We start from the raw sequence: 24,232 nt of genomic DNA on the forward strand, positions 1-24,232 counted from the left end.
GCGCTGAGGGCAGCGTTGCCTACGGGAAACGGCGGGGATGCGGCCGGGTAACAGGCACCCCGCAGGCTTCCTGGCATGGAGTCGTACAGGAAGCCGAGGAGCCCGAGCCGCCGCCGGGTGGTGATCGTCGGCGGCGGCATGGCGGGCACGAGGCTGGCGCAGCAGCTTGACGTGGGTTCGGGTGCGGGTGCGGGTGCGGGTACCGGTGCCGGTTCCGGTTCCGGTTCCGTCGAGGTCACGATCATCGGCGAGGAGCCGCACCCCGCGTACAACCGGGTGCTGCTCGCCGAGGTACTCGCCGGGCGGTACGCCCCGGAGGTCATCGCGCTCCCCGCCCCCTCGGCCGAGGTACGGCGGCTCAGCGGGGTGCGGGCGGTGCGCATCGACCGCCCCACGGCGGAGGTGGTGTGCGACGACGGCCGCCGCGTGCCGTACGACGCGCTGGTGCTGGCCACCGGCTCCAACCCGGTGCTGCCGCCGCTGCGCGGCCTGTTCGAACCGGACGGCCACGAGCTTCCGGACGGCGTCCACGCCTTCCGCACCATGGACGACTGCCTGGCCCTCGGCGCCGCCGTACGCCCCGGGGCGCGGGCCGTCGTCATCGGCGGCGGACTCCTGGGGGTCTCCGCAGCGCGTGCGCTGGCCCAGCGCGGCGCCCAGGTGGTCCTGGCGCAGCAGGGCGAGCACCTGATGGAGCGCCAGTTGGACCCGGGCGCGTCAGGGGTCCTGCGACGGCATATGGCGGCGCTGGGCGTGGAGGTCCACACGGAGTGCCGCGTCCGCGGCCTGCGCACGCGCGCGGTGAGCGGCGGGCGCGCGGTGGACGGCGGGCGCGCGGTGAGCGGCGGGCGCGCGGTGAGCGGTGTCGAACTGGCCGACGGATACGCCCTGGAGGCGGACCTGGTCGTGCTGGCGTGCGGGGTCCGCCCACGGGTCGGGTTGGCGGTGGCCGCTGGGCTGGAGGTGGCGCGGGGGGTCGTGATCGACGACGAGCTGCGGACGAGTGATCCGCGGGTGTTCGCGATCGGCGACTGCGGGGAGCACGCGGGGGTCGTGTACGGCTTGGCGGGCGCCGCGCAGGAACAGGCGGACGTGCTGGCGCGCCTGCTCTCCCCCACCCCGCCCCTCCCCGAACCTATGGGGCTCCGCCCCCTAGACCCCCACGAGGCCTCCGCCCCCGACCCCACCCAGGGCTCCGCCCCAGGACCCAGCCAGGGCTCCGCCCCGAACCCCGACCAGGGCCCCGCCCTCGAACCCGACCAGGACTCCGCCCCAGGACCCCGCCAGGGCTCCGCCCCTGGGGCCGCCCGGGACTCCGCCCCCACCCCCCGCCATGGCTCCGCCCTCGAACCCAGCCAGGGCTCCGCCCCCACCCCCCGCAGGGGCTCCGCCCCGAACCCCGACCAGGGCCCCGCCCTCGAACCCGACCAGGGCTCCGCCCTCGAACCCGCCCGGGACTCCGCCCCCACCCCCCGCCATGGCTCCGCCCTCGAACCCTCCCCGGGCTCCGCCCCGAACCCCGACCAGGGCTCCGCCCTCGCACCCGCCCGGGGCTCCGCCCCAGGACCCCGCCGGGGCTCCGCCCCTGGGGCCGAGCGGGGCTCCGCCCCCGACCCCGCGCCTGGGGACCAGGTTGTGGGCGATCGTCCCGCGGAGGGGGCACCTCCCAGCGGTAGCTGGGGGAGGAACGGATGGGCACAACCCGGGCACCGGGCCGCGCCCGGCGACGAAACCCCGACCCGCAACACCGACGCCGCACCCGCCGACCACCCTGCGGGGGCGCAACCCGGGCACCGGGCCGCGCCCGGCGACGAAACCCCGACCCGCAACACCGACACCACACCCGCCGACCACCCTGCGGGGGCGCAACCCGGGCACCGGGCCGCGCCCGGCAGTGAGACCGTGCCCCGGTACCACGGCACCCGTACGCTCACCCGCCTCACCCTCACCGCAGCGCCCGGCTCCGCCGGAGCGAGCGCGTCGGGCACCGATGGCCCCCTCGACCTCGCCGCCTTCGGCAACCCCACCCCCGCCCCCGGCGACGACGTCATTCACCTCACCGACGCCACCCGCAACACGTACCGCAAAGTCGTGGTCCGCGGTGACCGCCTGCTCGGGGGCATTCTGCTCGGCGATCTCGGCACCGTTGGCGCGCTCGCCCGTACCTGGGAGAGCGATGAGCCGCTTCCCGCCACCCCCTTGCTCCACCTGCTGACCAACGATGGAGGGTCCTGACGATGAGCGCATCGAATCCCCGAACCGCCGAGCACGCCGAAAACGCCGAGCACGCCGAGAACGCCGCACCCACCATCGTGCTCGTCGGCCACGGCATGGTCGGCCAGCGGTTTCTCGAGGCGCTGGCCGAACGGAAGGTCACGGAGACCGCCCGCGTCGTCGTGTTCTGCGAGGAGCCCCGCCCCGCCTATGACCGCGTCCAGCTGACCTCGTACTTCTCCGGGCGCACCCCGGACGAGCTCTCCCTCGTCGAGGAGGGCTTCATAGCGCGCCACGGCATCGAGTTGCGCCTGGGCGACCCGGCCCAGGTCATCGACCGCGACGCCCGCACCGTGACCAGCCAATCCGGGCTGACCGTCACCTACGACGCGCTCGTGCTGGCCACCGGCTCGTATCCGTTCGTCCCGCCCGTGCCCGGCAAGGACAGCGACGGTTGCTTCGTCTACCGGACCGTTGAGGATCTGCTCGCGATCGAGGAGTACGCCACGAACCGCTCGTCCGGCGTCGTCGTCGGCGGCGGGCTGCTCGGCCTCGAGGCCGCCGGTGCGCTCAAGGGGCTCGGGCTCACCACCCACATCGTGGAGTTCAACCCGCGTCTGATGGCCATCCAGGTGGACGAGGGCGGCGGCGCCGCGCTGCGCCGCACGGTCGAGGACATGGGCCTGATCGTGCACACCGGCGTCGGCGGTAAGGAGATCACGGCGGACGGCGACGGCGCGGTCACCGCCATGACGCTGTCCGACGGCTCGTCCATCGACACCGACCTCGTCATCTTCTCGGCGGGCGTGCGCCCCCGCGATCAACTGGCCCGGGACTGTGGCCTCGACGTCGGCGAGCGCGGCGGCATCGCGGTGGACGAGACATGCCGCACCAGCGATCCCGCGGTGTACGCGATCGGCGAGTGCGCGCTGGCCGCCGACGGCCGGGTGTACGGGCTGGTCGCGCCCGGCTATGAGATGGCTCAGGTGGCCGCCGAGGCCATCGCGGACAACACCGCCACCAGCGGCTTCCGCGGCGCCGACACCTCCACCAAGCTCAAGCTCCTCGGCGTCGACGTGGCCAGCTTCGGCGACGCCCACGGCACCGCCGACGGCTGCCTGGACGTGGTCTACTCCGACTCCCGCACGGGCGTCTACAAGAAGCTCGTGGTGGGCGCCGACGGCGCCCTGCTCGGCGGGGTGCTGGTCGGCGACGCCGAGGCGTACGGCATGCTGCGCCCCCTCACCGGCTCGGTGCCGCCCGTAAGCCCCGAGCAGCTCGTCCTCCCGGCGGGGCTGGGCGCGCCCGCCGCCCTCGGCCCCTCCGCGCTGCCGGACGAGGCGGTCATCTGCAACTGCCACAACGTCACCAAGGGCGCGATCCGTTCGGCCGTCACTGACCACCACTGCACCAGCGTCCCGGAGGTGAAGAAGTGCACCAAGGCGGGCACGGGCTGCGGCAGCTGCGTCAAGGCGCTCACCTCGCTCGTCAACGACGAGCTGGAGGCGGGCGGGGTCAGCGTGGACAAGGGGCTGTGCGGCTGCTTCGCGTACACCCGCGCCGAGCTGTACGAGATCGTCCGCACCCTGCGCATCACCACCTACGCCCAGCTGCTGGACAGCCACGGCCGGGCGGAGGCCCGGGAGGGCGACGGCTGTGAGGTGTGCAAGCCCGCCGTGGCCTCGATCATCGCCTCGCTCGCCCCGACCCTGGGCGCGAGCGGCTATGTGCTGGACGGCGAGCAGGCGGCCCTCCAGGACACCAACGACCACTTCCTGGCCAACCTCCAGCGCAACGGGTCGTATTCGATCGTCCCCCGGATCCCCGGCGGAGAGATCACCCCGGAGAAGCTGATCGTGATCGGCGAGGTGGCCCGGGACTTCGGGCTCTATACGAAGATCACCGGCGGTCAGCGGATCGACCTCTTCGGCGCCCGGGTGGACCAGCTCCCGCTGATCTGGACGCGGCTGGTGGACGCCGGTTTCGAGTCGGGCCACGCGTACGGCAAGGCGCTGCGCACCGTGAAGTCGTGCGTGGGCCAGACCTGGTGCCGCTACGGAGTGCAGGACTCGGTCCGGATGGCCATCGACCTGGAGCTGCGCTACCGGGGGCTGCGCTCACCGCACAAGCTCAAGTCGGCCGTCTCCGGCTGTGCCCGCGAATGCGCCGAGGCGCGCGGCAAGGACTTCGGCGTGATCGCCACGTCCAACGGCTGGAACCTGTACGTGGGCGGCAACGGCGGGGCGGACCCGCGCCACGCCGATCTGCTCGCCCAGGACCTGGACGACAAGGAGCTGATCCGGCTCATCGACCGGTTCCTGATGTTCTACATCCGCACCGCGGACCGTCTGGAGCGCACCTCGGCCTGGCTGGAGCGGATCGAGGGCGGCCTGGACCACGTCCGCGAGGTGGTGGTCGAGGACTCGCTGGGGCTGGGCGCCGAGCTCGAGGCGATGATGGCCGACCATGTGACCGGCTACCGCGACGAGTGGGCCGAGACCCTGGGCGACCCCGAGCGGCTGCGGCGCTTCGTCTCCTTCGTCAACGCGCCGGGCGCACCCGACCCGACGGTGAAGTTCGTGCCCGAGCGCGACCAGGTCAAGCCGGACCTGACGATCCTGTCCGGTCCCACCCTCCCCGTCCGTACTCTCGAAGGGACTGCCAGCCGATGACCATGGCACCCATGACGCCCATGGCAGCCGAGCGGACCGCGGTCCGCGTGGAACTCCTCGTCGACCAGCGGTGGTTCACCGTCTGCGAGCTGACCGACCTCACCCCCGGGCGCGGGGTGGCCGCCCTGCTGCCGGACGGCGCCCAGGTGGCGGTCTTCCCGGACCGTTCGGGGCGCGTGTACGCGATCGCCAACCGCGACCCGTTCACCGGGGCGTATGTCCTCTCCCGGGGGCTGCTGGGCTCGGCGGGCGGGCGGCCGTTCGTCGCCTCCCCGCTGCTGAAGCAGCGCTTCGACCTGGAGACGGGGCGGTGCCTGGACGACGAGGGGGTCGTCGTCCAGGCGTATGCGACCCGTACCCGGGCGGGCTCGGACGAAGTGTCAGCCCAGGTCGCGTGAGACCAGCACCCCGCACTGGACGGGGTCGCTCGCACAGCCTGCTGTCCCCGCGGCGAGCACGCCCTTCGTCCCGGGGACGGCCGCGACGCCGAGCACCGTGGACATCTCGCTGTGCTCGGTGACGTCGGCGGGCAGTTCCTCGGTCGCCCACTCCGTACCGGTCCAACGGGCCAGTACGGAGTGGGGGTTGCCCGGGGCCCAGCCGGCGATCCACAGCCGCCCGGCGCCGTCCGCGCCCACGGCGTTCGCCTCGCCGACGGGGAGCGCCGGGAGCGACTGCCAGCGGCTGCCGGTCCAGCGGGTGGCCATGGTGGCCGTGGGCGACTGCGGGTCGTTGGTCTTCCCGACGACGTAGACCGAGTTACGGCCGGTGGCCACGGCGTGGTTGGCCACCCAGCCGGTCGGGTGCTCGCCGGGGGCCGGCACCTCACGGACCGTCCAGCCGCTGCCGTTCCAGTGGTACAGCAGCGGTACGGACGCCTCGCCGGTCATGGCGCTCGCGGTGACCCATACGTCGTCCGGGCCGGTGCCGGTGATGTCCCAGGGCTGTACCTGGCCACCGCCGGGGGCGGCGGGGAGGGACACCTCCTCCCATGCGGAGCCGGTCCAGCGCTCCAGACGGGAGACCTGGGTGTCGCCGTTCGGATCCCAGTCGAAGCTCGTCAGCCAGGCCGACTTCGTGCCGAACGCGGCCAGGTCGCCGACGAAGCTGAGCGCCCCCTCCGCGGGGGCCGCGTGGCCGACCTCCGTCCACTTCTCGCCGTCCCAGTGCTGGAGCACGACCGGCGCGGAGGTGTTGTCGGCCAGGCTGCCGGCCGCCCAGGCGTCGTCGGGCGCGGCGGCGGCGACCTTCTCCAGCTGGGCCGCCTTGCCGCCGGTGGAGGCGGCGGGTACGTCCGCCCATGTGCTGCCGTTCCAGTGTCTGATCAGGGGGGCGGGCCCAGCGGGGCCATCCGTCGTGCGGCCCACCGACCAGGCGTCCTCGGCGCCGGTCGCGGCGACGTCCCAGAACTCCCGCGAGGCGGTCTCGCTCAGCGGTGTCCGCAGCTTCCACGGGGTGTCGGCGCGGGCCGCCCGGTCGGACGAGGCGCTGGGCGCGGCGCCGGGCGCGGCGTTCGCGGGGGTGCCGAGGGTGGCGAGCGTGCCGAGTGCGACCGCGCACACCGCGACCGCTGTACGCAGCCGCGTCCGGCGGGTTCCGGGCCGTCCTGCGGTTCTGTCCATGGCCATCCTTCTGCTCGGGTGGGGCTCTCAGGGCTCTCAGGGCTCTCAGAAGGAAATGGCCGCCGCCCGGCCGTTCTTACAGCTCGCCCCGGACGGTCATTCAGGGGCCTTCAGCTGCCGCTCGGTCCACTCCGACTCCACCGTGGCGGTGTAGTTCACCACCGTGCCCGCCGTGAGCCCCGCCTCGGTGGCCTTCGCGTCCGGCTTGGTCAGCACCTCCTGGTCGGACAGCAGGGCCCCGGTCGCCGGGTCCACGATCAGCTCCGACCGCGCGGTCCCGTAGTCGGGCCGGGCGGTCGCGGGCAGGGCGAAGCCGACCCCCTTACGGCCCAGCGGGTCGGTCACCTCGCCGAGCGACCGGATGCCCGGCAGATCCGCGATGACGCGGTACGCGGCGGCCCGGACCCCGGGCCTGACCGGGAGGCCGATCAGCCCGGCCGCCTGCCGCCACATCCACTCGGTGCGGCCCGAGATCTCGCTTCCGCGGTCCTCCTCGTACAGGTCCGCCAGCACCCCCTTCAGCTTCGCGCTGTCGCCGGGGAGCTTCCGCAGCTCCGCGTAGCTCACATTGCGCGCGCCGAGGGCGGCGATCTTGTCGCCGCTGTTGATCCGGTCCACCGTCGGCCGCTTCCTTCCCCCCGTCTCCAGCCGCAGACCGAGCCTGCCGCCCGACCCGGACGCGGTGAGCGTCACGTCCTTCGGCGATCCGGCGGCCCGCCAGCGTGCCGTGTCGCGCTCGGTGCGGGGCTCGGTGGTGGCGTCGATCCCCGAGACCCACAGGCTCTGCGTACCGGGCCGCACTCCGAAGGACCACCGCGAGGTCTCGGAGGAGACCACCGCGAAGGTCGACTCGGCCGCGGAGGCGACGCCGATCCAGGACGACCGCGTGGTCGTCTGCCAGTACGTGCCTTCGTCCGCCGTGCGATCCACCCGGGCGGCCACGTTGAGCAGCGCCAGGCGGCCGCTCTCGGGAGTGTGCCGGGGGCCGTCCGTGGTGGGTCCGGCGGTGGCGCGGGAGCCGCGGGTGTCCCGGGTGCCGGAGCCGCCCTCCGGCAGGGTGGCGACGAGCACCCCGGCCGCGGCCGCCGTCGCGGCGACGGGCAGTGCCCACCGCCAGGTGAACGGCCGGGCGGACCGGGACGCCGTCCGCGGCTCCGGCGCGCCGGGCCTGCTCGCCAGGATGGTGATCAGGTCGTGCCGGGCGCGTTCCGAACCGGCCAGCTGGTCCGGATCGAGCTCCGGGGGCCGGGCGTCCGCCAGCGTCTTCATGACATCGGGCCGCTTGCGTGCCATGTCAGTGCTCCTTCACGGTCACTTTCGGGTGGGAGTCGCGAGGGTCGCGAGAGGGTCCGACCGCGTCCACGGCCCGCTCCAGCCGCCGTCTGGCCCGGTGCAGCCGCACCGAGAACGTGGCGGTGGAGCAGCCCAGGACGCGTGCCGCCTGTCTCGGGCCGAGCCCGTGCCAGGCGACCAGCGTCAGCAGTTCGCGGTCGGCAGCGGACAGCCCCGCCAGCGCCTGCAGCGCCACCGCGCGCTCGGCCACCCCCGCGGCCACGTCCTCGACCTGGGCTCCGGAGGTGATGACGCGCTGGGCCTCCCGAGCGGCCAGGTCGTACTGTCTGCCGTCGCGGCGCCGCAGCTCGCGGGTCAGATTGCGGGCCACGCCGAGCAGCCACGGCAGCGGTGGCGTGGGGATGTCCCGCATCCGCCGCCAGGCGACCGTGAAGGTCTCACTCGTGATGTCCTCACCGACCTGCCGGCCCACCAGGCCGGTCGCGTAGGCCAGCACACGGGGATGACACTCCTCGTAAAGGTCCCGAAAGCGTTGGGCGTCGGTCACGCCGTCTCCTCATCTCGGCTCTCTCACCATGCAGTGGTCGAGGGCCGCGCTTTCTTACACCCGGGGAGAGGAGATTCCACGCGGCGAGGTGCCCGGGACGACGGAGGCCGGGACGATGGGGCCGGGAGACGGAGGCCGGGACGATGGGGCCCGCGGCGCTGCGTAAGCTCAGGAGCCTCATGGGGACGTCCCCTCTCTCGTCTCTTCACGTCCGATCCGGTTTTCCGGAAGACTTCTGCAAGGTTCCGAGGGCGCGTCCCCGGGAAGCAAGAGGCGGGGGTGGCTCCCGTCAACGGAGGAGGCGGTAATGGCTACGGAGAGCAGGGGCACCGAGGGCGGCGCCCGGCCCAAGGTGACGATCACGGCCATCGCCCAGGAGGCCGGGGTGTCGGTGCCCACGGTCTCCCGGGTGGTCAACGGCCGTTCGGACGTCTCGCCCGAGACCCGGGCCCGGGTCGAGGACCTGCTGCGGCTCCACGGCTACCGCCGCCGCCAGAGCGCGCCCGGCGATCGCGCCGCCCTGATGGACCTGGTCTTCAACGACCTGGACAGCCCCTGGGCCGTGGAGATCATCCGGGGCGTGGAGGACGTCGCGCACCAGGACGGGGTGGGCACGGTGGTCTCGGCGATCCACGGCCGCGCGGGCTCCGCCCGGCAGTGGCTGAAAAACCTGCGGGCCCGCGCCTCGGACGGGGTGATCCTGGTGACGTCCGTACTGGAGCCGGTGGTCCACGAGGAGCTGCGGCGGCTGAACGTGCCGATCGTGGTCGTCGACCCGGCCGGCTCCCCGGCGCTGGACGCGCCCACCGTGGGGGCCACCAACTGGGCGGGCGGCATGGCCGCCACCGAACATCTGCTGAGCCTCGGCCACCGCCGCATCGGGCTGATCGCCGGTCCGCCGCGACTGCTGTGCAGCCGCGCCCGGCTGGACGGCCACCGCGCGGCGCTGGAGGCGGCGGGGGTGCCGTTCGACCAGGCCCTGGTCGCGCAGGGCGACTTCTACCACGAGTCCGGTTTCCACGGCTGCGATCAGCTGATGTCCGGCCCCACCCCGCCGACCGCCATCTTCGCGTCCAGCGACCAGATGGCGCTGGGCGCGATCGAGGCGCTGCGGCGGCGGGGCCTGCGGGTTCCGGAGGACGTGAGCATCGTCGGCTTCGACGACCTCCCCGAGGTGCGCTGGTCCGCGCCCCCGCTGACGACGGTGCGCCAACCGCTCGCGGACATGGGCAAGTTGGCCGCCCGTACGGTGTTGCGGCAGGCGCGGGGCGAGGAGATCGAGTCCCCGAGGGTCGAGCTGGCCACCCAACTGGTCGTCCGCGCCAGCACGGCCCCACCCGCCGGGAGCTGATCCCCCGCCCCGCCCCTTCCCGAAACCGGGGCTCCGCCCCGGACCCCGGTCCTCAATCGCCGGACGGGCTGGAAATCCAGCCCGTCAGGGGGCACCTCCCAGCGGTAGCTGGGGGAGATTGAGGACACGCCCGAAGGGCGTTCGGGGCCGGGGGCTGCGCCCCCGATTCGGGAAGGGGCGGGGCGGGGAACAAAGCCGCCCGCTGCCGCACCCCTTGACACCGCATCAGCACCCCCATACCTTCCACGCAACCGCTTCCGAGAATTATCGGGCTACTTCCGGAAGGCACACGATGCGCATACCTCGGTCAAGGTCCACCCTTCGTGCGTCCACCCTGGCAGCGGCCGTGCTGCTGGTCGGAACGGCACTCGCCGGCTGCGGAAGCGGCGGGCCCGGGGGTTCGGATGACGATTCCCTCGACGTCTGGGTCTACCAGGACGCCTCGACCAAGGTGCAGCGCGAGGTCGTCAAGCGGTTCAACAAGACCTCCGACATCAAGGTGAAACTCACCCAGGTGCCCGGTGAGGGCTACTCGGACAAGATGCGCACCTCCATGGGCACGCCCAACGCCCCGGACATCTTCTTCAACTGGGGCGGCGGCAGCATCAGCGACTTCGTCAAGAAGGACATGCTGCTCGACCTGGACCCGGCGATGGCCAAGGACGCGGAGCTGAAGAAGGCGTTCATCCCCACGATCCTCGACGCGGGCGCGATCGACGGAAAGCACTACGGGATCCCCATGCGCGGGATGCAGCCAGTGATCCTCTTCTACAACAAGGACGTCTTCGGGGACGCCGGGGCCAGGCCCCCGAAGTCCTGGGACGATCTCCTGAAGCTCATCGACACCTTCAAGGACAAGGGCGTCGCCCCGTTCGCGCTGGCCGGCACCGACGCCTGGACCGAGCTGATGTGGGTGGAGTACCTGGTGGACCGCTACGGCGGGGCCGGGGTGTTCCAGAAGATCCTGAGCCAGGGCATGGCTGCGTGGGACGACCCGGCGGTGCTCAAGGCCGCGCAGACGGTCAGGGACCTGGTCGGCCGGGGCGCGTTCGGCAAGAACTACAAGTCGGTCAACTACACGGCCGACGGGGCCTCCACGCTCTTCGCCAAGGGCAAGGCGGCCATGCATCTGATGGGCAGCTGGGAGTACGCCAACCAGAAGGCCAACCAGCCCGCGTTCGCCAAGTCGGGGCTGGGCTGGACCACCTTCCCGGCGGTCCCCGGCGGCAGTGGTGACCCCAAGAGCGTCGTCGGCAATCCGACCAACTACTGGTCGGTCAACGCCAAGGTGAAGGGCGACAAGCAGAAGGCGGCGATCGAGTTCGTGAAGTTCGCAGCGGAGCAGGACTACTCCAAGGATCTGATCGCCAACGGGGACGTCCCCACCACCTCCGACGCCACCTCCCTGCTCGCCGAGCACGAGAACCCCGACTACGCGCGGTTCCAGTACGACATGGTCAAGCGGGCCCCCGACTTCACGCTCTCCTGGGACCAGGCGCTGCCCGCCAAGTACACCCCGCCGCTGCACACCGCCGTGCAGAAGCTGTTCAACGGGCAGCTCAGCCCGGCCGGGTTCATCGACGCCCTGAAGGGCATGTGATGGCGGACGCCGCGACCCGCGAGCGGCGTCCGACCCGCGAGCGGCGTCCAGCCCCCGAGCGGCGCCGGAGCGTCAGGGGAGCGAAAGTCGGGCGGGCCGGGGTCGGCCGGCCCGGCGTCGTCTGGGCTCTCCCCGGGGCGCTGTTCTTCGTCTTCTTCGCGGTGGCGCCGATGGTCCTGGTCGGCGCCCTCGCCTTCACCGACTGGGACGGCATCGGCACCCCGAGCTGGACCGGGATGAGCAACTGGTCCCGGCTGTGGGACGACCCGGAGACCCATCAGGCCATCTGGCTCAGCCTGATCCTGACCGTACTGACCTGGGTGTTCCAGACCCCGCTCGCGCTGCTGCTGGGTGTCTGGGCGGCCGGGCGGCAGCGCAACCGGGCCGTGCTGTCGGCGATCTTCTTCCTGCCGCTGCTCGGCTCGTCCGTGGCGCTCGCGCTGGTCTGGAAGTCGCTGCTGGACCCCAACTTCGGTCTGATCGCCGACATCGGGCCCGCCCTGGGCTTCGCGGACGGCGATCTACTGGGCAGCTCCAAGGGCGCCTTCGGGGCGATCCTCTTCGTCACCGCCTGGCAGTTCATCCCGCTGCACACACTGATCTACCAGGGCGGCGCCCGCGCCATCCCGCGCTCGCTCTACGACGCGGCGGCGATCGACGGCGCCGGGACCGTACGGCAGTTCTTCTCGATCACCCTGCCCCAGCTGCGCAACACCATCGTCACCTCCTCGGTGATCATGGTGGTGGGCGCGCTGACCTTCTTCGACACCGTCCTGATCCTCACCAAGGGCGGGCCGGGCACGGACACCACGATCGTGCCGTACCTGATGTACAAGAACGGCTTCCAGGCGTTCGACCTCGGCTACGCCAGCGCGGTCGCCACCATCCTCGTCGTCGTCGCCACCACCGTCTCGCTGCTGCTGGTGCGGCTCACCGGCTTCGCCGCGATGCGCAGCACCCGGGAGGGGATGTGACCGACGTCCTGCACGACCACCCCGACCACTCCCCGAACCGCCCCCTGAACGGCGTCCGTACGCCGAACAAGACCCCGGCGGCCCCTCGCCCCCGCCTCCGCCGCCGGGGTCTGCCCCGCGCCAACTACCCGGCCGGGCTCGGCTCCCTGATCTGGCTCGGCATCGTCGGACTGCCGCTGTACGTCCTGGTGGCCGCCACCTTCCAGACCCGCGACGGCTATATCGACGACGGCCCGCTGGCCCTGCCCGACCATCCCACGCTCGCCAACTACCGGCGGGTGCTGCGCTCCGACTTCCTCTCCTACCTCCTCAACACCGCGCTGGTCACGGCCGTGTGCGCGGCGATCGTGATCACGCTGTCGGTGACCGTCGGCTACACCGTCGTCCGCGCCCGCGGCCGCACGTCCCGCCGGATCTTCCAGATCTTCCTGCTGGGTCTCGCGATCCCCTCCCAGGCCGTGGTGATCCCGGTCTATCTGGTCATCACCAAGCTCCATCTGTACGACACCCTGCTCGCGGTGATCCTGCCGACGGCCGCCTTCTCCCTCCCGGTCAGCGTGCTGATCCTGGTCGGCACGATGCGCGACATCGACGAGGAGCTGTACGAGTCGATGGCGCTGGACGGTGCGAGCCCGACCCGGGTGCTGCTCCAGCTCGTGGTGCCGCTGTCGCGGTCCGGGATCTCCACGGTCGGGGTGATGTCGGCCCTGCACGCCTGGAACGGCTTCCTCTTCCCGCTGCTGCTCACCCAGTCCAAGAGCAACCGGCTGCTGACCCTGGGGCTGTACGACTACGTGGGCGAGTTCCGGGTGGACACCCCGGCGCTGCTCACCGCCGTGGTGCTCTCCATCGTCCCGATCTTCCTGGTCTATCTCTTCGCCCGCCGTCAGCTGATCAGTGGGCTGATGGGCGTGGGCGGCAAATAGGCCCGCCTCCGGGCGGCACACGAGCCGTTCTCCCACCCCGCCGTCCTCCCCCGACAAGGAGCTTCATGCCTCAGCCCTGGCAGGACACCTCCCTCTCCGCCGAGGACCGCGCGGCGGCCCTGCTCTCCTCGATGACGCTGGAGGAGAAGCTGGCCCAACTCGTCGGCGTCTGGCCGGGATCCGAGGCGGGGGAGGGTGAGGACGTCGCCCCGCTCCAGCACGAGGTGTCCGAGGCAGTGGACCTCGACGGCCTTCTCCCGCACGGCGTCGGCCAGCTGACCCGGCCGTTCGGCACCTCCCCCGTCGAACCGGCCGAGGGCGCCGCCGCGCTGGCCCGCCTCCAGGCCCGGATCGCCGCCGGGAACCGCTTCGGGATCCCGGCGCTGGCCCATGAGGAGTGTCTGACCGGCTTCTTCGCCTGGCGCGCCACCGTCTTCCCCACCCCGCTCGCCTGGGGCGCGTCCTTCGACCCGGCGCTGGTGGGGCGGGCGGCCGAGCTGATCGGCGGTTCGCTGCGGTCGGCCGGTATCCACCAGGGTCTTGCCCCGGTGCTGGACGTGGTGCGGGACGCGCGCTGGGGCCGTACGGAGGAGTCCATCGGCGAGGACCCGTATCTGGTCGCGACCATCGGCACCGCGTACGTCCGCGGCCTGGAGTCCGCCGGGATCGTCGCCACCCTCAAGCACTTCGCGGGCTACGCCGCCTCCCGGGGCGGCCGCAACCACGCACCGGTCTCCATCGGCCCCCGGGAACTCGCCGATGTCATCCTAACGCCCTTCGAACTGGCGGTACGGGACGGGGGCGCGCGGTCGGTGATGCACTCCTACAACGACCTCGACGGTGTGCCCTCGGCCGCCAACCCCTGGCTGCTGACCGAACTGCTCCGCGACACCTGGGGCTTCACCGGCACCGTCGTCGCCGACTACTTCGGGGTGTCCTTCCTGGAGCTGGCCCACCGGGTGGCCGGCACCCGGGGCGGCGCGGCCGGGCTCGCCCTGGCGGCCGGTGTGGACGTGGAGCTGCCCGCGGTGCGCTGCTTCGGCACCCCGCTGCGGGACGCGGTACGGGCCGGGGAGGTGGACGAGGCGCTGGTGGACCGGGCGGCGCTGCGGGTGCTGCGGCAGAAGTGCGAGCTGGGGCTGCTGGATGCGGACTGGTCGCCGATGCCGTCGGCGCTCGCGGGGGCTGTGGACTCCGCGAGCCCTGTCGACCTCGGCCCCGACCCCGACCTCGACCTCGACCTCGATCCCCCGGGGATGCGGGCCGTCGCGCGGGAGCTCGCCGAGGAGTCGGTGGTGCTGCTCGCCGACGACGGCGATGTGCTGCCGCTCGCGCCGGACGCCCGGATCGCGGTGGTCGGCCCGCTCGCCGACGACCCGGCCGCCATGCTCGGCTGCTACACCTTCCCCCGCCACGTCGGGGTGGAGCACCCCGAACTCCCCCTGGGCATCGAGGTGCCGACGCTCTTCGCCGCGCTGCGCGCCGAGCTGCCCGGTGCGCGGATCGCCCATGCCGAGGGGTGCGCCGCGCCCGCCGGGGAGGCCGGGGGCGCGGCCTCGGCCGGTGCGTCGGCGCTCACCGCCGAGAGCCGACTGGCGCAGGCCGCCAGGACGGCGGCGGACGCCGATGTGTGCGTCGCGGTGCTGGGCGACCGCTCGGGTCTGTTCGGCCGGGGCACCTCGGGCGAGGGCTGTGACGCCGCCGACCTCGAACTCCCCGGTGAGCAGGGGGCGTTGCTGGACACGCTGGTGGCCACCGGCACCCCCGTGGTGCTGGTGCTGTTCACCGGTCGGCCGTACGCCCTCGGCCGCTGGTCACGCCTGCTGGCCGGCGCCGTGCAGGCGTTCTTCCCCGGTGAGGAGGGCGGCCCGGCGGTCGCCGGGGTGCTGAGCGGGCGCGTCAACCCCTCGGGCCGGCTGCCGGTGAGCGTTCCGTACACGTCCGGCGGCCAGCCCTGGACGTACGCACAGCCGCCGCTCGGGCTGCGCGGTGACGCCAGCTCGATCGACCCGACCCCGCTGTTCCCCTTCGGCCATGGGCTGTCCTACACCTCGTTCGCCTGGGAGCGCCCGGAGGCCGACGCGACCGATGTGCCGACCGACGGGGAGACCACGGTCCGGCTGACCGTGCGCAACACCGGTGACCTGGCCGGGACGGAGGTCGTGCAGCTCTACCTCCACGATCCGGTGGCCCGTATCGCCCGGCCGGTGTCCCGGCTGATCGGCTACGCACGGGTACCGCTGCGGCCGGGCGAGTCCGCCGAGGTCCACTTCACCTTCCATGCCGACCTCGCCTCGTATCCGCTGGGCGCCGATGGCACGAGGGTGGTGGAACCGGGCGCCCTGGAGCTGCGGCTGGCCTCCTCCAGCGCCGACTCCGGCGTACGGCACACCGTGCCGCTGACGCTGACCGGGCCCGAACGCACGGTGGACCACCGGCGGCGGATGGTGTGCGAGGTGCGGGTGAAGTAGGCGCCCCTGGGGATGCCGCCGGGGCCGGTTCAGACCGGCCCCTCGCCCTTCTCCACCAGCGACCAGGCGTGGGCGAACAGTTCGGGCAGGGTGCGGGTGGGCAGCGGCAGCGGATTCTCCAGCCGCGCGGCACGTCCCGCGCCTCCTCAATCTCCCCCAGGCTCGGCGGCTCCCCCTCCCCCGTCCACAGCTCGACGAACCGGCGCCGCCCCTCACGGCTCCACCCGACGCTGACGGCCGCCCCGCGCCCGTCGCGCACCGTGAGGCGCTCGGTGACCACGATCCCGGTGCGCAGCCGGGCGGCCGGATCGGCGAACGGGCTCCGCCGGTCGTCCACGGCCGTCCAGCCACCGGTCGTCATCGGACGTCCCCCGTCTCCCCCGTCGCACACACCATGGGGAGATCATCGCCCATGGCTGCGACAGCGGCCCTCCCACCTCCGGCAGGCGTCCGTGCACGGCGGTCAGTTGGCCAACAGGCCGTCCACCAGGGCTCGGAGCCCGTCCAGGTAGGTGTCCTCGGCGGTCAGCTCGGCCCAGCGGTCCGCCAGCCGCGCCAGGCGCGGGAGCTCGTCCGGGTCGAGATCCGCGAAGACGCGGTCCCGGTAGGTCGGTTGGTCGTCCGCCGCGCGCCGCCGGGCCGCTGTCGCCCGGACCAGGATCTCACCGGCGGTGTAGTACCAGATCGCGCGGTAGCCGTGCACGGCCCGCTCGGGCGTCAGCCCGCACTCGACCAGGCTGTCCACGATCTGCTCGACGAACCACAGGGCGGCGGTGGACATCAGGTCATCGGCGGTCAGCACCTCCACGATCCAGGGGCAGGCCGCCAGCACATCGTGGATCGCGACGGCGGCGACGACGACCCGTTCGCGGGGCTGGCCGGGCAGCTCGGGCCGGTGCAGCGTCCGCTCGGCGTAGTCGTTCAGCAGCAGGAGGAGCAGTTCCTCCTTGTCGCGGACGTGGTGGTAGAGCGCCATCGGCGTACTGCCGATCTCCTTGGCGAGCCGCCGCATGGTCAGCCGGGCCGCTCCTTCCTCGGTCACGATCCGGCGGGCCGTCCCGATGATGTCTTCCCGGGAGATACGGGCAGGTCGGCCGGGCGTCTTGCGCGGCGCTGAGGAGTGCGACATGGCCTCATCATCCACCAGGCCTCGACATCGGCGAGGAGCTCCCGCTATTTTTCTTACATGTATAGAAACTTAACCCCGCACCCCGCACGTTCCCGCCCCGGCGTGGTGCTGGCCGCCGCGGCGGTCGCCCAGTTCGTCGTCGCCCTGGACATGGCGGTGGTGAACGTCGCGCTCTCGGCGATCCGCGCCGACCTGGGATTCGCCCCGCTCGACCTGTCGTGGGTCGTGCATGTGTACGCGCTCACCTTCGGCGGCTTCCTGCTGCTGGGCGGCCGGGCCTGCGACCTCTACGGCCGGCGCCGACTGCTCGTCCTGGGCCTGGGCGTCTTCGGGCTGTGCTCGCTGGCGGGCGGACTGGCCCAGGCCCCCTGGCAGTTGATCGCCGCCCGCGCCGGACAGGGCCTGGGCGCCGCCGCGGCGGCCCCGGCCGCGCTGGCGATACTGACCACCACCTTCGCCGAGGGCCCACGGCGGGTCCGGGCGCTCGGCGTGTGGAGCGCCACGAACGCCGCGGGCGGTGCGCTGGGAGTGCTGGCGGGCGGTCTGCTCACCGAGTACGCGGGCTGGCGCTGGGTGATGCTGATCAACCTGCCCATCGTGGCGGCGGCGCTCGCGCTGATCGCCGCTGTACCCGCCGAGAAACGGCCCGCCCGGCGCGAGAGGCTGGACGTCCTCGGCACGGTCCTGGTGACCGGCGGAATCGGGCTCCTGGTGCTCGGCGTCGTCCGCACCGACACCCACGGCTGGGGCTCCCCCGCCACGCTCGGGACACTCGCCGCCGCGGCCGTCTCCCTGATCGCCTTCGCCTTCGTCGAATCGCGGGCGTCCGCGCCCCTGTTGCGGCTGGGCCTGCTGCGCAGCCGCTGGGTCGCGGGCGCGAACGTGCTGGTGTTCCTGGCGGCGGCCGGGCAGTTCACCGCGTTCTACTTCGTCTCCCTGTACATGCGGCAGGTCCTGGGCATGAGCGCCGCCGCGACGGGCACCGGGTTCCTGCCCTTCTCCGTGGGCCTGGTGGCGGGCACCGCCGTCGCGACCCGTATCACCGCGGCCCGCTCACCCCGCGCGTCCCTGGTGCCCGGCGCCCTGCTGGCCACGGCGGGCCTGGCCTGGTTCGCCATGATCAGCCCCGACGGAAGCTTCCTCACGGATGTCCTCGGCCCGTCGCTCCTCACCAGCGTCGGCGCCGGACTGGTGCTGGCCCCGGTCGCCGCCGCCGCGACCACCGGAGTGGCACCCCACGAGGCCGGGATGGCCTCCGGCGTCCTCAACAGCTCCCGCCAACTCGGCGGCTGCATCGGCCTGGCGGCCCTGGCCACCGTCGCGGCCCACCGCACCGGCACCGCCACCAACCCCGCCGCGCTGGGCGACGGCTACGCCCTCGGCCTGGCCGTCACCGCCGCCCTCTTCGTCCTCGCGGCGGCCGTGGCGATCGTCGCCTTCCCCCGCCACCGGACCACCCCACCCGCACCACGCCCCACCGCCTCCGCGGACCCCCGACTGGAAGGAACCCCGTCATGACCACACACCCCATCGACCTGTTCGCCTCGGCGCTGCACATCCACCTGGACGGTGAAGTCCGCGCCGCCGAACGGCAGATGACGTCGAGCGACTCCGGCGCCTGGCAGGTCGCGACGTTCCACCTCGAGACCGACGCCGACGTCCACGCCGACCACTGGGAGCAGCACCCCGAGGCCGAGGAGGCGGTCTGCTGTCTGACCGGCAGCGTGCGGCTGTACTTCCGCCCCACCGACCCCGGCGGCGCCGAAGAGATGGTGCGACTCCCGGCGGGGCACGCCGTGATCGTCCCCCGCGGCCGCTGGCACCGCCTGCGGCTGGACGCCCCGAGCGACCTGATGACGATCACGCTCCGCCAGGGCACCCGCCTCGAGAAGCGCACGCCCTGAAAGCCGATCGCCCCGCCAGGCGCGGCGCCCTTCCCGCCGTGGGCCCTACGGGACCAGATGGCGGGCGAGAACCGCGAGGGCATCGGCCACCTCGCGCAGCCGGTGCGGGTCGTCGGTACCGAGGGCAGCGGCCAGGGCGGCGTCGACGGTCGTGGCGCGGACCTGCTCGACGCGGGCGGAGGGCACCGCGGCGGGACTGATGAGAACCCGGCGGCGATCGGCGGGGTCGGGGGCGACGGTGATCGCCCCCGCCTCCTTCAGCCGGGCGACAGCGGTGGAGATCTGACTCTGCGGCAGTCCAGTGCGGGCCGCGATGTCGCCCACGGTGGTGCCGGGGTGCGCGGCCACGTCGCTGGCGGCGATCAACACCAGACGCGCGCTGCCCTTATGGCGGTCGGCACCGCCGGGAGGCTCGGGCATGGCATCCTCGCCGATCTTCATCAGCGTGCGGCCCAGAAGGAAGAGTTCGACTCCGTTCACACCCCGATGATACTCGATCCATCGGATTCGATGCATCTATCTTGATGCATCGAATTCGATGGAATAGCGTGTGGCCATCACGACCGAGACGAGGGGGAGCCCATGACGAACGACGACACGCACACCGGCACCGTCCGCGCGCCCGGAGCCACACTCCACTACCAACTGCGCGGGCACGGACCCACATTGCTCATCGGGCAGAGCGGCGAGGGGGACGCCGACCGCACCGTCGACCTCGTCGCGCACCTCGCGGACACGCATACGGTGATCACCTACGACCGGCGGGGCCTGTCCCGGAGCCGACTCGACGACCCGTCACGCGGGGCGACGCCGGCCGAGCACGCGGACGACGCGGCACTCCTGCTCGCGACGGTGGCATCCGAACCAGCCGCGATGCTCGGGTGCAGCCTCGGCGCCCGTCATCGGCCTGCACCTCGCGGTGCGGCACCCGGGCCGGATCCACACGCTGATCGCCCACGAGCCCGTCGCACCCCGGCTGCTGCCCGCCGCCGAACGGGCTCGCCATGAACACGAACTCGCCGACCTGCGGCGGCTCTACGCACGTTCCGGCCTCGCCGCGGCCCTCCCGGAGATCGCCCGCGTCCTCGGCATCGACACCAGCGGACGCGACGCCGAACCCGGTCTGACCCCGCAGCCGATCAACGGCCTGCGCCGCGCCAACTTCGACCACTTCATCCGCCATGACGTCACCGCAGTGCTCGAAGACACCCTCGACGCGGCCGCCCTCGCGGCCACGCCCACCCGCATCGTCCCCGCCGTCGGCCGCACCACCCCCAAAGGCGTCTTCGACCGCCGCTGCGCCTACGCCCTCGCGGACGCACTCGGCACCGACGTCGTGGAACTGCCCGGCGGCCACAACGGCAACACCAGCCACCCGTCCGCCTACGCGGCGGTTCTGCGTGACCTGCTCGCGACGCATGTCCATGCGGCTCAGCCATGACCGATACCTTCTGGAAATCGCTTGATGCATTAGTTGCGCCAGATCAAGCGTTTTTCGGAGGGGGTACCGGGAGGGACGGGATCGAGCGCGGCGTTGGGCCGCCGAAACACCTCCGGGCGTGGCCCGGCATCGCACCTACCGGGATCTTGTCCCACCGCCCGCAGCCCGGCGGAGCCCCGGCCGCCGAGTACGGAAGCCGCCACCCGCCTGGCCACCAGCGGCCGGTGGACGGCGATGGCACCGCGCCCCCGCCCTCCTGCCCCGCTGCTCAATTGCGCCGAAGGCGCGAGACGGCGCCGCACCCGACCGGGCCGAGCCGCCCCGGGCTCTTCTAGCCGCCGAACTCGCCGTCTCGGACAGCGTTCACGAACGCCTGCCAGGCGGACGGCCCGAAGAGCAGCGCCCCGCGCTCACGGTCCTTGGTGTCGCGGACGGCCTGACGGCCGGTGGGGAGGATGCCGCGTTCGACGCAACCGCCGGAATTTCCGCTGTACGTGCTCTTATGCCACGTCGCGCCGTCCAGTTCGGGTATCACGGTCTGCTTCCTAGAGGAGGTCACGGATGTACTGCTGAGAGTCGGCGGGAGGTAATGCGGCGGCCGTCAGTTCATCCCAAGCCTTGGAGTACCTCTGCACGTCCCGACGCTGCTCCAGCAAATTACCACCCGTAATGTGCTCCAACCAGACGACATCCGCCGGGGGTTCACCACGCTGACGGAAGATCGTGAATGGCGGGTACACATCCACCGGTAGGGCCGCACCGAGCGGGAGCACCTGAATATTCACGTTGCTCCGCTCGGCATCCTTCTGGAGCTGTTCGAGCTGTTCACGGACGACCTCCGCCGAGCGGCCAAGACGGTGCAGGGCAGGTACATCGATTACCGCTCGCAAGCGGAATCCCGTGCGGTTGTCCAGCAACTCCTTACGCTTCATCCTCGTCTCCACGAGGACTTCAACACGCTCTGGCGGGTGCACCGCGAACGTCTGACGCATGTACGCCTCGGTCTGCAACAGGCCGGGAATGACTACGGACTCGTACGAACACACCAGTTCCGAGTCCGCTTCGAGGGTCAGGTAATCCCGCAAGTTGTCGTCCACCAGCGGACCTTGGTTGCTCCACCAGTCGACCTTGTGAATCTCCTTGGCCAGTCGCCTCAGGCTTGCGCACTGACGCTCGTCGTCAACCCCGTAGTGCTTCAGCAGCACCGTAAGATCCAGCGGGCGGATGCCGCGCTTCCCATTCTCGATCTGACTGACCTTGGGCTGCCCACACTCCAGCACCTCGGCGATCTCTTGCACTTTCAGTCCCGCCTCGATGCGCAAGCGGCGTAGTTCCGCGCCGAGCCGACGGCTGCGCATCGTGGGCATGTCCCTCTGGTCCATGGCACGCATGCTGCCCAGCGGCTTCTGAGCCTTACAAGCGCGTCGGCTATTCCTTCACCCGTATGAGTGGCATCAGGGGAATAACTTGCCCTGGCGCTGAACGCGGGTCCACGATCGGCCCATCACCGACCGTCACCGAAAGGCCGTGCCCGCCATGGCAGTTGAAGAGGTCCCCCAGAGCTACGAACAGCATCTGCACGTCGACCCTCGGATACTGAGCGGGATTCGCCGCATCATCCGTGCCCATCTGCGCCTCTGGGGCCGGGACGACCTGGTGGACGCCGTAGCACTCTGCGTCACGGAGGTGCTCACCAACGTCCCCAAGCACACCGGATCCCCCGAGTGCCGCCTCCGGCTGTGGAACACCGAGGACGGCGTCCACACGACCATCAGTGACACCGACTCCGCTCTCCCCACCGTGTCCGAACCGGACTGGTGCGCCGAAAGCGGCCGGGGCATGTTCCTCCTCAGCAGCACCGCCTACCGCTGGGCGGCACTGCCCACACCCAGCGGCAAGGACGTCTGGTTCGAGTGCAGGCCCGCACACCTCGCACCTTCGACACCCCGCCCTTAGGCTGTCGCCGGACACGAGGGCTACCGGCGCGTAGCGCAGGCCGCGACAGACGCGACAGACCGCGAAGGAGCGCGTGATGAAGGGCTGGACCGCGAGCGACATCCCCGATCAGACCGGCCGCACCGCCGTCGTGACCGGCGCCAACAGCGGGCTCGGCTTCGTCACCGCCCGTGAGTTGGCGCGGCACGGTGCGCGGGTGGTGCTCGGGTGCCGCAGCGAGAAGCGGGGGGCCGGGGCCGCGGAGCGGATCCGGGCGCAGGCGCCGGGCGCGCGGGTGGAGGCCGCGCCACTGGACCTCGCGGACCTGACGTCCGTACGGGCCTTCGCGGCCGAGTACAAGGGCGACCGGCTCGATCTGCTGATCAACAACGCGGGCGTGATGGCCCTCCCGCACCGCAGGACCGCCGATGGCTTCGAGATGCAGTTCGGCGTCAACCACCTGGGCCACTTCGCGCTGACCGGGCTGCTGCTGCCGAAGCTGCTGGAGGCGGGCCCGGGGGCGCGGGTGGTCACCGTCTCCAGCTTTATGCACATGCTGGGGACGGTGGACCCGCGTGACCTGAACATGGAGCGGGGGTACCGGCGTTGGGTCGCCTACGCCCGCTCCAAGTCCGCCAATCTCCTCTTCACCCACGAGCTCGCCCACCGGCTGCGCGCGGCGGCGGGCGTCCGCCTGGTGGCGGCCGCCGCGCACCCCGGCTACGCCGCGACCAACCTCATGTCCGCCGCGCCGAAGATGGAGGGCCACCGGGCGAAGGAGCGGTTCATGGAGATCGGCAACCGCTACTTCGCCCAGAGCCCGGAACAGGGCACGCTCCCCGCCCTGTACGCGGCGACCGGCCCGGACGTCCGCCAGGACGACTTCTTCGGTCCGCCGCTCCAGGGGCTGTTACGCGGCTCCCCCATCCGCTCGGCCCGCGCCAGGTGGACGCTCAACGACACGGCGGGGCGGGGGCTGTGGGCCGCGTCCGAGCGGCTGACGGGGGTGCGGTACGAGGCGCTAGCGAACTGAGCCACGTCCGCCGCTTTCCAGCCGTCGCGCCTCAGCGCACGGTGATGACCAGCTTGCCCGTGGTGCGGCCCGTCTCCCCCTGAACGTGGGCGCGGGCGCCTTCGGCGAGGGGGAAGGTGCCGGAGACGTGGGCGCGGAGCCTGCCCCGTTCGACGAGCTCGGCGATGGCGCGCATCCCGGCCTGGTCGTGCTCGACGATCAGGGTGACGGCGCGGACCTGTGCCTTCTCCGCCGCCGCCCGGGTGTCCTCGGCGCCCGGCAGCAGGGAGACGAGGGTGCCGCCGGGGCGGAGTACGCCCACGGAACGGGTGGCGGTCTCCCCGCCGAGGGCGTCGAGGACGACGTCGTAGCGCTCCTCGGTGTCGGTGAAGTCCTCGGAGCGGTGGTCGACGCAGGCGTCCGCGCCGAGTTCGCGCAGGAAGTCGTGCTTGGGGGCGCTCGCCGTCCCGGTGACGTGCGCGCCGCGCTCCTTGGCGATCTGTACGGCGAGATGGCCGACACCGCCCGCCGCGGCGTGGATCAGCACCCGCTGCCCGGCCCGGAGGCCCGCGGTCTCGACGAGGGCCTGCCAGGCGGTGAGCGCGGCCAGCGGGAGCGCGGCCGCCTGGACGTGGTCGATCCCGGCGGGCTTGGCGGCGAAGGCGCGGGTGGGGCCGGTCACGTACTCGGCGTGGGAACCGGCCCCGTACGGGTAGGGCAGCATGCCGAACACCTCGTCACCGGGCTGGAAGAGGGTGACGCCGAAGCCGGTCTCCGCCACGGTGCCGGAGACGTCCCAGCCGAGGGTCAGCGGCGGGGGCGGCAGGAAGATGCTCAGGGCGCGGTGCTTGAAGTCCGTGGGGTTGAGCCCGGCCGCGTGCACGGCGACGAGGATCTCCCCGGGGCCGGGCGCGGGCCGCGGAAGCTCGGTCAGCCGCAGGACGTCGGGGCCGCCGAGGGCCGTCTGGTGCAGGGCGAGCATCACGGGGGCGCCGTCCGGCGCGGCGGGGTGCGGGGCCGCGAGGTTCTCAGGGGTGTCCGTCGAAGTCATGCCCCGATCCTGGCCGTACGGTCCGGCCCGGGACGATGGCCAGAAGGTCAGCCTCCGATACATTCCTGCCATGCCCATCGCCCCTGCCAC

Annotated in this window: 21 protein-coding genes; 13 read left to right on the forward strand and 8 right to left on the reverse strand. The window is 72.4% G+C overall.

All coding sequences use genetic code 11. From position 1 onward, the window contains the following. Nucleotides 1-117 precede the first annotated feature (117 nt). From J2Z30_RS52150 to nirD, 3 genes are read left to right on the forward strand one after another with little or no spacing between them, the layout of a single operon-like run. Entirely contained in the window at nt 118-2,235 is a 2,118-nt protein-coding gene (locus tag J2Z30_RS52150) for an NAD(P)/FAD-dependent oxidoreductase (RefSeq protein ID WP_443732393.1), read from the forward strand. A gap of 2 nt (nt 2,236-2,237) precedes the next feature. Beyond that, nucleotides 2,238-4,886: a nitrite reductase large subunit NirB gene (nirB, locus tag J2Z30_RS29785; protein ID WP_209468899.1), complete on the forward strand. Its 2,649-nt coding sequence runs from the start codon at nt 2,238-2,240 to the stop codon at nt 4,884-4,886. Then, nucleotides 4,883-5,284, forward strand: coding sequence for a nitrite reductase small subunit NirD (nirD, locus tag J2Z30_RS29790; protein WP_044575715.1), 402 nt, complete (start codon nt 4,883-4,885; stop codon nt 5,282-5,284). Before nirB ends, nirD begins: the two co-directional genes overlap by 4 nt. On the opposite strand, the gene J2Z30_RS29795 is transcribed toward nirD, so the two are convergent. The 3 genes from J2Z30_RS29795 to J2Z30_RS29805 all read right to left on the reverse strand — a co-directional run bounded on the left by J2Z30_RS29795 (nt 5,267) and on the right by J2Z30_RS29805 (nt 8,348). Then, nucleotides 5,267-6,508: a hypothetical protein gene (locus tag J2Z30_RS29795; RefSeq protein ID WP_044575712.1), complete on the reverse strand. Its 1,242-nt coding sequence runs from the start codon at nt 6,506-6,508 to the stop codon at nt 5,267-5,269. The genes nirD and J2Z30_RS29795 overlap by 18 nt on opposite strands. A 96-nt stretch (nt 6,509-6,604) precedes the next feature. Further along, nucleotides 6,605-7,801: a CU044_5270 family protein gene (locus J2Z30_RS29800; protein WP_044575709.1), complete on the reverse strand. Its 1,197-nt coding sequence runs from the start codon at nt 7,799-7,801 to the stop codon at nt 6,605-6,607. Between the two features lies 1 nt (nt 7,802). After that, nucleotides 7,803-8,348, reverse strand: a complete 546-nt coding sequence (locus J2Z30_RS29805) for an RNA polymerase sigma factor (RefSeq protein WP_044575706.1) — start codon at nt 8,346-8,348, stop codon at nt 7,803-7,805. Between the two features lie 307 nt (nt 8,349-8,655). Here J2Z30_RS29805 and J2Z30_RS29810 point away from each other — a divergent pair, with 307 nt between their 5' ends. The 5 genes from J2Z30_RS29810 to J2Z30_RS29830 all read left to right on the forward strand — a co-directional run bounded on the left by J2Z30_RS29810 (nt 8,656) and on the right by J2Z30_RS29830 (nt 15,670). Beyond that, on the forward strand, nt 8,656-9,699 hold the full coding sequence (locus J2Z30_RS29810; protein ID WP_044575703.1) for a LacI family DNA-binding transcriptional regulator: 1,044 nt from the start codon (nt 8,656-8,658) through the stop codon (nt 9,697-9,699). 292 nt (nt 9,700-9,991) lie between these two features. Beyond that, nucleotides 9,992-11,299: an extracellular solute-binding protein gene (locus J2Z30_RS29815; protein ID WP_044575700.1), complete on the forward strand. Its 1,308-nt coding sequence runs from the start codon at nt 9,992-9,994 to the stop codon at nt 11,297-11,299. Further along, nucleotides 11,299-12,273 carry a carbohydrate ABC transporter permease gene (locus J2Z30_RS29820; RefSeq protein WP_044575697.1) on the forward strand — a complete coding sequence of 325 codons (975 nt, stop codon included), beginning with the start codon at nt 11,299-11,301 and terminating at the stop codon, nt 12,271-12,273. The genes J2Z30_RS29815 and J2Z30_RS29820 overlap by 1 nt, the downstream gene beginning before the upstream one ends. Before the next feature lie 110 nt (nt 12,274-12,383). Further along, entirely contained in the window at nt 12,384-13,199 is an 816-nt protein-coding gene (locus J2Z30_RS29825) for a carbohydrate ABC transporter permease (RefSeq protein WP_209468904.1), read from the forward strand. A gap of 65 nt (nt 13,200-13,264) precedes the next feature. Next, entirely contained in the window at nt 13,265-15,670 is a 2,406-nt protein-coding gene (locus J2Z30_RS29830) for a beta-xylosidase/alpha-l-arabinosidase (RefSeq protein WP_044575694.1), read from the forward strand. Between the two features lie 463 nt (nt 15,671-16,133). On the opposite strand, the gene J2Z30_RS29835 is transcribed toward J2Z30_RS29830, so the two are convergent. After that, nucleotides 16,134-16,799: a TetR/AcrR family transcriptional regulator gene (locus tag J2Z30_RS29835; protein ID WP_044575693.1), complete on the reverse strand. Its 666-nt coding sequence runs from the start codon at nt 16,797-16,799 to the stop codon at nt 16,134-16,136. Between the two features lie 57 nt (nt 16,800-16,856). On the opposite strand from J2Z30_RS29835, the gene J2Z30_RS29840 reads away from it, so the two are divergent. Together J2Z30_RS29840 and J2Z30_RS29845 are read left to right on the forward strand one after the other, a co-directional pair. Continuing rightward, nucleotides 16,857-18,317 (forward strand): MFS transporter, encoded by a 1,461-nt coding sequence (locus tag J2Z30_RS29840; protein WP_044575690.1) that lies wholly within the window; start codon nt 16,857-16,859, stop codon nt 18,315-18,317. Next, a complete protein-coding gene (locus J2Z30_RS29845) occupies nt 18,314-18,703 on the forward strand; it encodes a cupin domain-containing protein (protein WP_044575688.1) in 390 nt (129 codons plus the stop codon). The genes J2Z30_RS29840 and J2Z30_RS29845 overlap by 4 nt, the downstream gene beginning before the upstream one ends. A gap of 45 nt (nt 18,704-18,748) precedes the next feature. Here J2Z30_RS29845 and J2Z30_RS29850 read toward each other — a convergent pair whose 3' ends face one another. Continuing rightward, complete coding sequence (locus J2Z30_RS29850; protein ID WP_107073563.1) at nt 18,749-19,183, reverse strand: MarR family winged helix-turn-helix transcriptional regulator; 435 nt, start codon at nt 19,181-19,183, stop codon at nt 18,749-18,751. Between the two features lie 439 nt (nt 19,184-19,622). Here J2Z30_RS29850 and J2Z30_RS51430 point away from each other — a divergent pair, with 439 nt between their 5' ends. Next, nucleotides 19,623-20,144, forward strand: coding sequence for a hypothetical protein (locus J2Z30_RS51430; protein ID WP_308280112.1), 522 nt, complete (start codon nt 19,623-19,625; stop codon nt 20,142-20,144). 331 nt (nt 20,145-20,475) lie between these two features. Here J2Z30_RS51430 and J2Z30_RS29860 read toward each other — a convergent pair whose 3' ends face one another. Both J2Z30_RS29860 and J2Z30_RS29865 read right to left on the reverse strand, forming a co-directional pair. Continuing rightward, on the reverse strand, nt 20,476-20,679 hold the full coding sequence (locus J2Z30_RS29860) for a DUF397 domain-containing protein (RefSeq protein WP_078956897.1): 204 nt from the start codon (nt 20,677-20,679) through the stop codon (nt 20,476-20,478). A 10-nt stretch (nt 20,680-20,689) separates the two neighbouring features. Beyond that, a complete protein-coding gene (locus J2Z30_RS29865) occupies nt 20,690-21,526 on the reverse strand; it encodes a helix-turn-helix domain-containing protein (protein ID WP_044581964.1) in 837 nt (278 codons plus the stop codon). A 154-nt stretch (nt 21,527-21,680) separates the two neighbouring features. Here J2Z30_RS29865 and J2Z30_RS29870 point away from each other — a divergent pair, with 154 nt between their 5' ends. Both J2Z30_RS29870 and J2Z30_RS29875 read left to right on the forward strand, forming a co-directional pair. Then, on the forward strand, nt 21,681-22,100 hold the full coding sequence (locus J2Z30_RS29870; protein WP_044575679.1) for an ATP-binding protein: 420 nt from the start codon (nt 21,681-21,683) through the stop codon (nt 22,098-22,100). A gap of 76 nt (nt 22,101-22,176) precedes the next feature. Continuing rightward, the gene (locus J2Z30_RS29875) at nt 22,177-23,112 is read left to right on the forward strand and encodes an oxidoreductase (RefSeq protein WP_044575675.1); all 936 of its coding nucleotides are present in this window, start codon (nt 22,177-22,179) and stop codon (nt 23,110-23,112) included. A gap of 31 nt (nt 23,113-23,143) precedes the next feature. Here J2Z30_RS29875 and J2Z30_RS29880 read toward each other — a convergent pair whose 3' ends face one another. Beyond that, nucleotides 23,144-24,142, reverse strand: a complete 999-nt coding sequence (locus J2Z30_RS29880) for an NADP-dependent oxidoreductase (protein WP_044575672.1) — start codon at nt 24,140-24,142, stop codon at nt 23,144-23,146. Between the last annotated feature and the right edge of the window lie 90 nt (nt 24,143-24,232).

The sequence above is a fragment of the Streptomyces iranensis genome (assembly GCF_017874715.1).
Taxonomy (GTDB): domain Bacteria; phylum Actinomycetota; class Actinomycetes; order Streptomycetales; family Streptomycetaceae; genus Streptomyces; species Streptomyces iranensis.

Coding starts and splice junctions, on each gene's coding strand:
- nirB (WP_209468899.1), top strand. CDS start 2,238: ATGAGCGCATCGAATCCCCGAACCGCCGAGCACGCCGAAAACGCCGAG.
- nirD (WP_044575715.1), top strand. CDS start 4,883: ATGACCATGGCACCCATGACGCCCATGGCAGCCGAGCGGACCGCGGTC.
- J2Z30_RS29795 (WP_044575712.1), bottom strand. CDS start 6,508: ATGGACAGAACCGCAGGACGGCCCGGAACCCGCCGGACGCGGCTGCGT.
- J2Z30_RS29800 (WP_044575709.1), bottom strand. CDS start 7,801: ATGGCACGCAAGCGGCCCGATGTCATGAAGACGCTGGCGGACGCCCGG.
- J2Z30_RS29810 (WP_044575703.1), top strand. CDS start 8,656: ATGGCTACGGAGAGCAGGGGCACCGAGGGCGGCGCCCGGCCCAAGGTG.
- J2Z30_RS29815 (WP_044575700.1), top strand. CDS start 9,992: ATGCGCATACCTCGGTCAAGGTCCACCCTTCGTGCGTCCACCCTGGCA.
- J2Z30_RS29820 (WP_044575697.1), top strand. CDS start 11,299: ATGGCGGACGCCGCGACCCGCGAGCGGCGTCCGACCCGCGAGCGGCGT.
- J2Z30_RS29830 (WP_044575694.1), top strand. CDS start 13,265: ATGCCTCAGCCCTGGCAGGACACCTCCCTCTCCGCCGAGGACCGCGCG.
- J2Z30_RS29835 (WP_044575693.1), bottom strand. CDS start 16,799: ATGTCGCACTCCTCAGCGCCGCGCAAGACGCCCGGCCGACCTGCCCGT.
- J2Z30_RS29840 (WP_044575690.1), top strand. CDS start 16,857: ATGTATAGAAACTTAACCCCGCACCCCGCACGTTCCCGCCCCGGCGTG.
- J2Z30_RS29845 (WP_044575688.1), top strand. CDS start 18,314: ATGACCACACACCCCATCGACCTGTTCGCCTCGGCGCTGCACATCCAC.
- J2Z30_RS29865 (WP_044581964.1), bottom strand. CDS start 21,526: ATGGACCAGAGGGACATGCCCACGATGCGCAGCCGTCGGCTCGGCGCG.
- J2Z30_RS29870 (WP_044575679.1), top strand. CDS start 21,681: ATGGCAGTTGAAGAGGTCCCCCAGAGCTACGAACAGCATCTGCACGTC.
- J2Z30_RS29875 (WP_044575675.1), top strand. CDS start 22,177: ATGAAGGGCTGGACCGCGAGCGACATCCCCGATCAGACCGGCCGCACC.
- J2Z30_RS29880 (WP_044575672.1), bottom strand. CDS start 24,142: ATGACTTCGACGGACACCCCTGAGAACCTCGCGGCCCCGCACCCCGCC.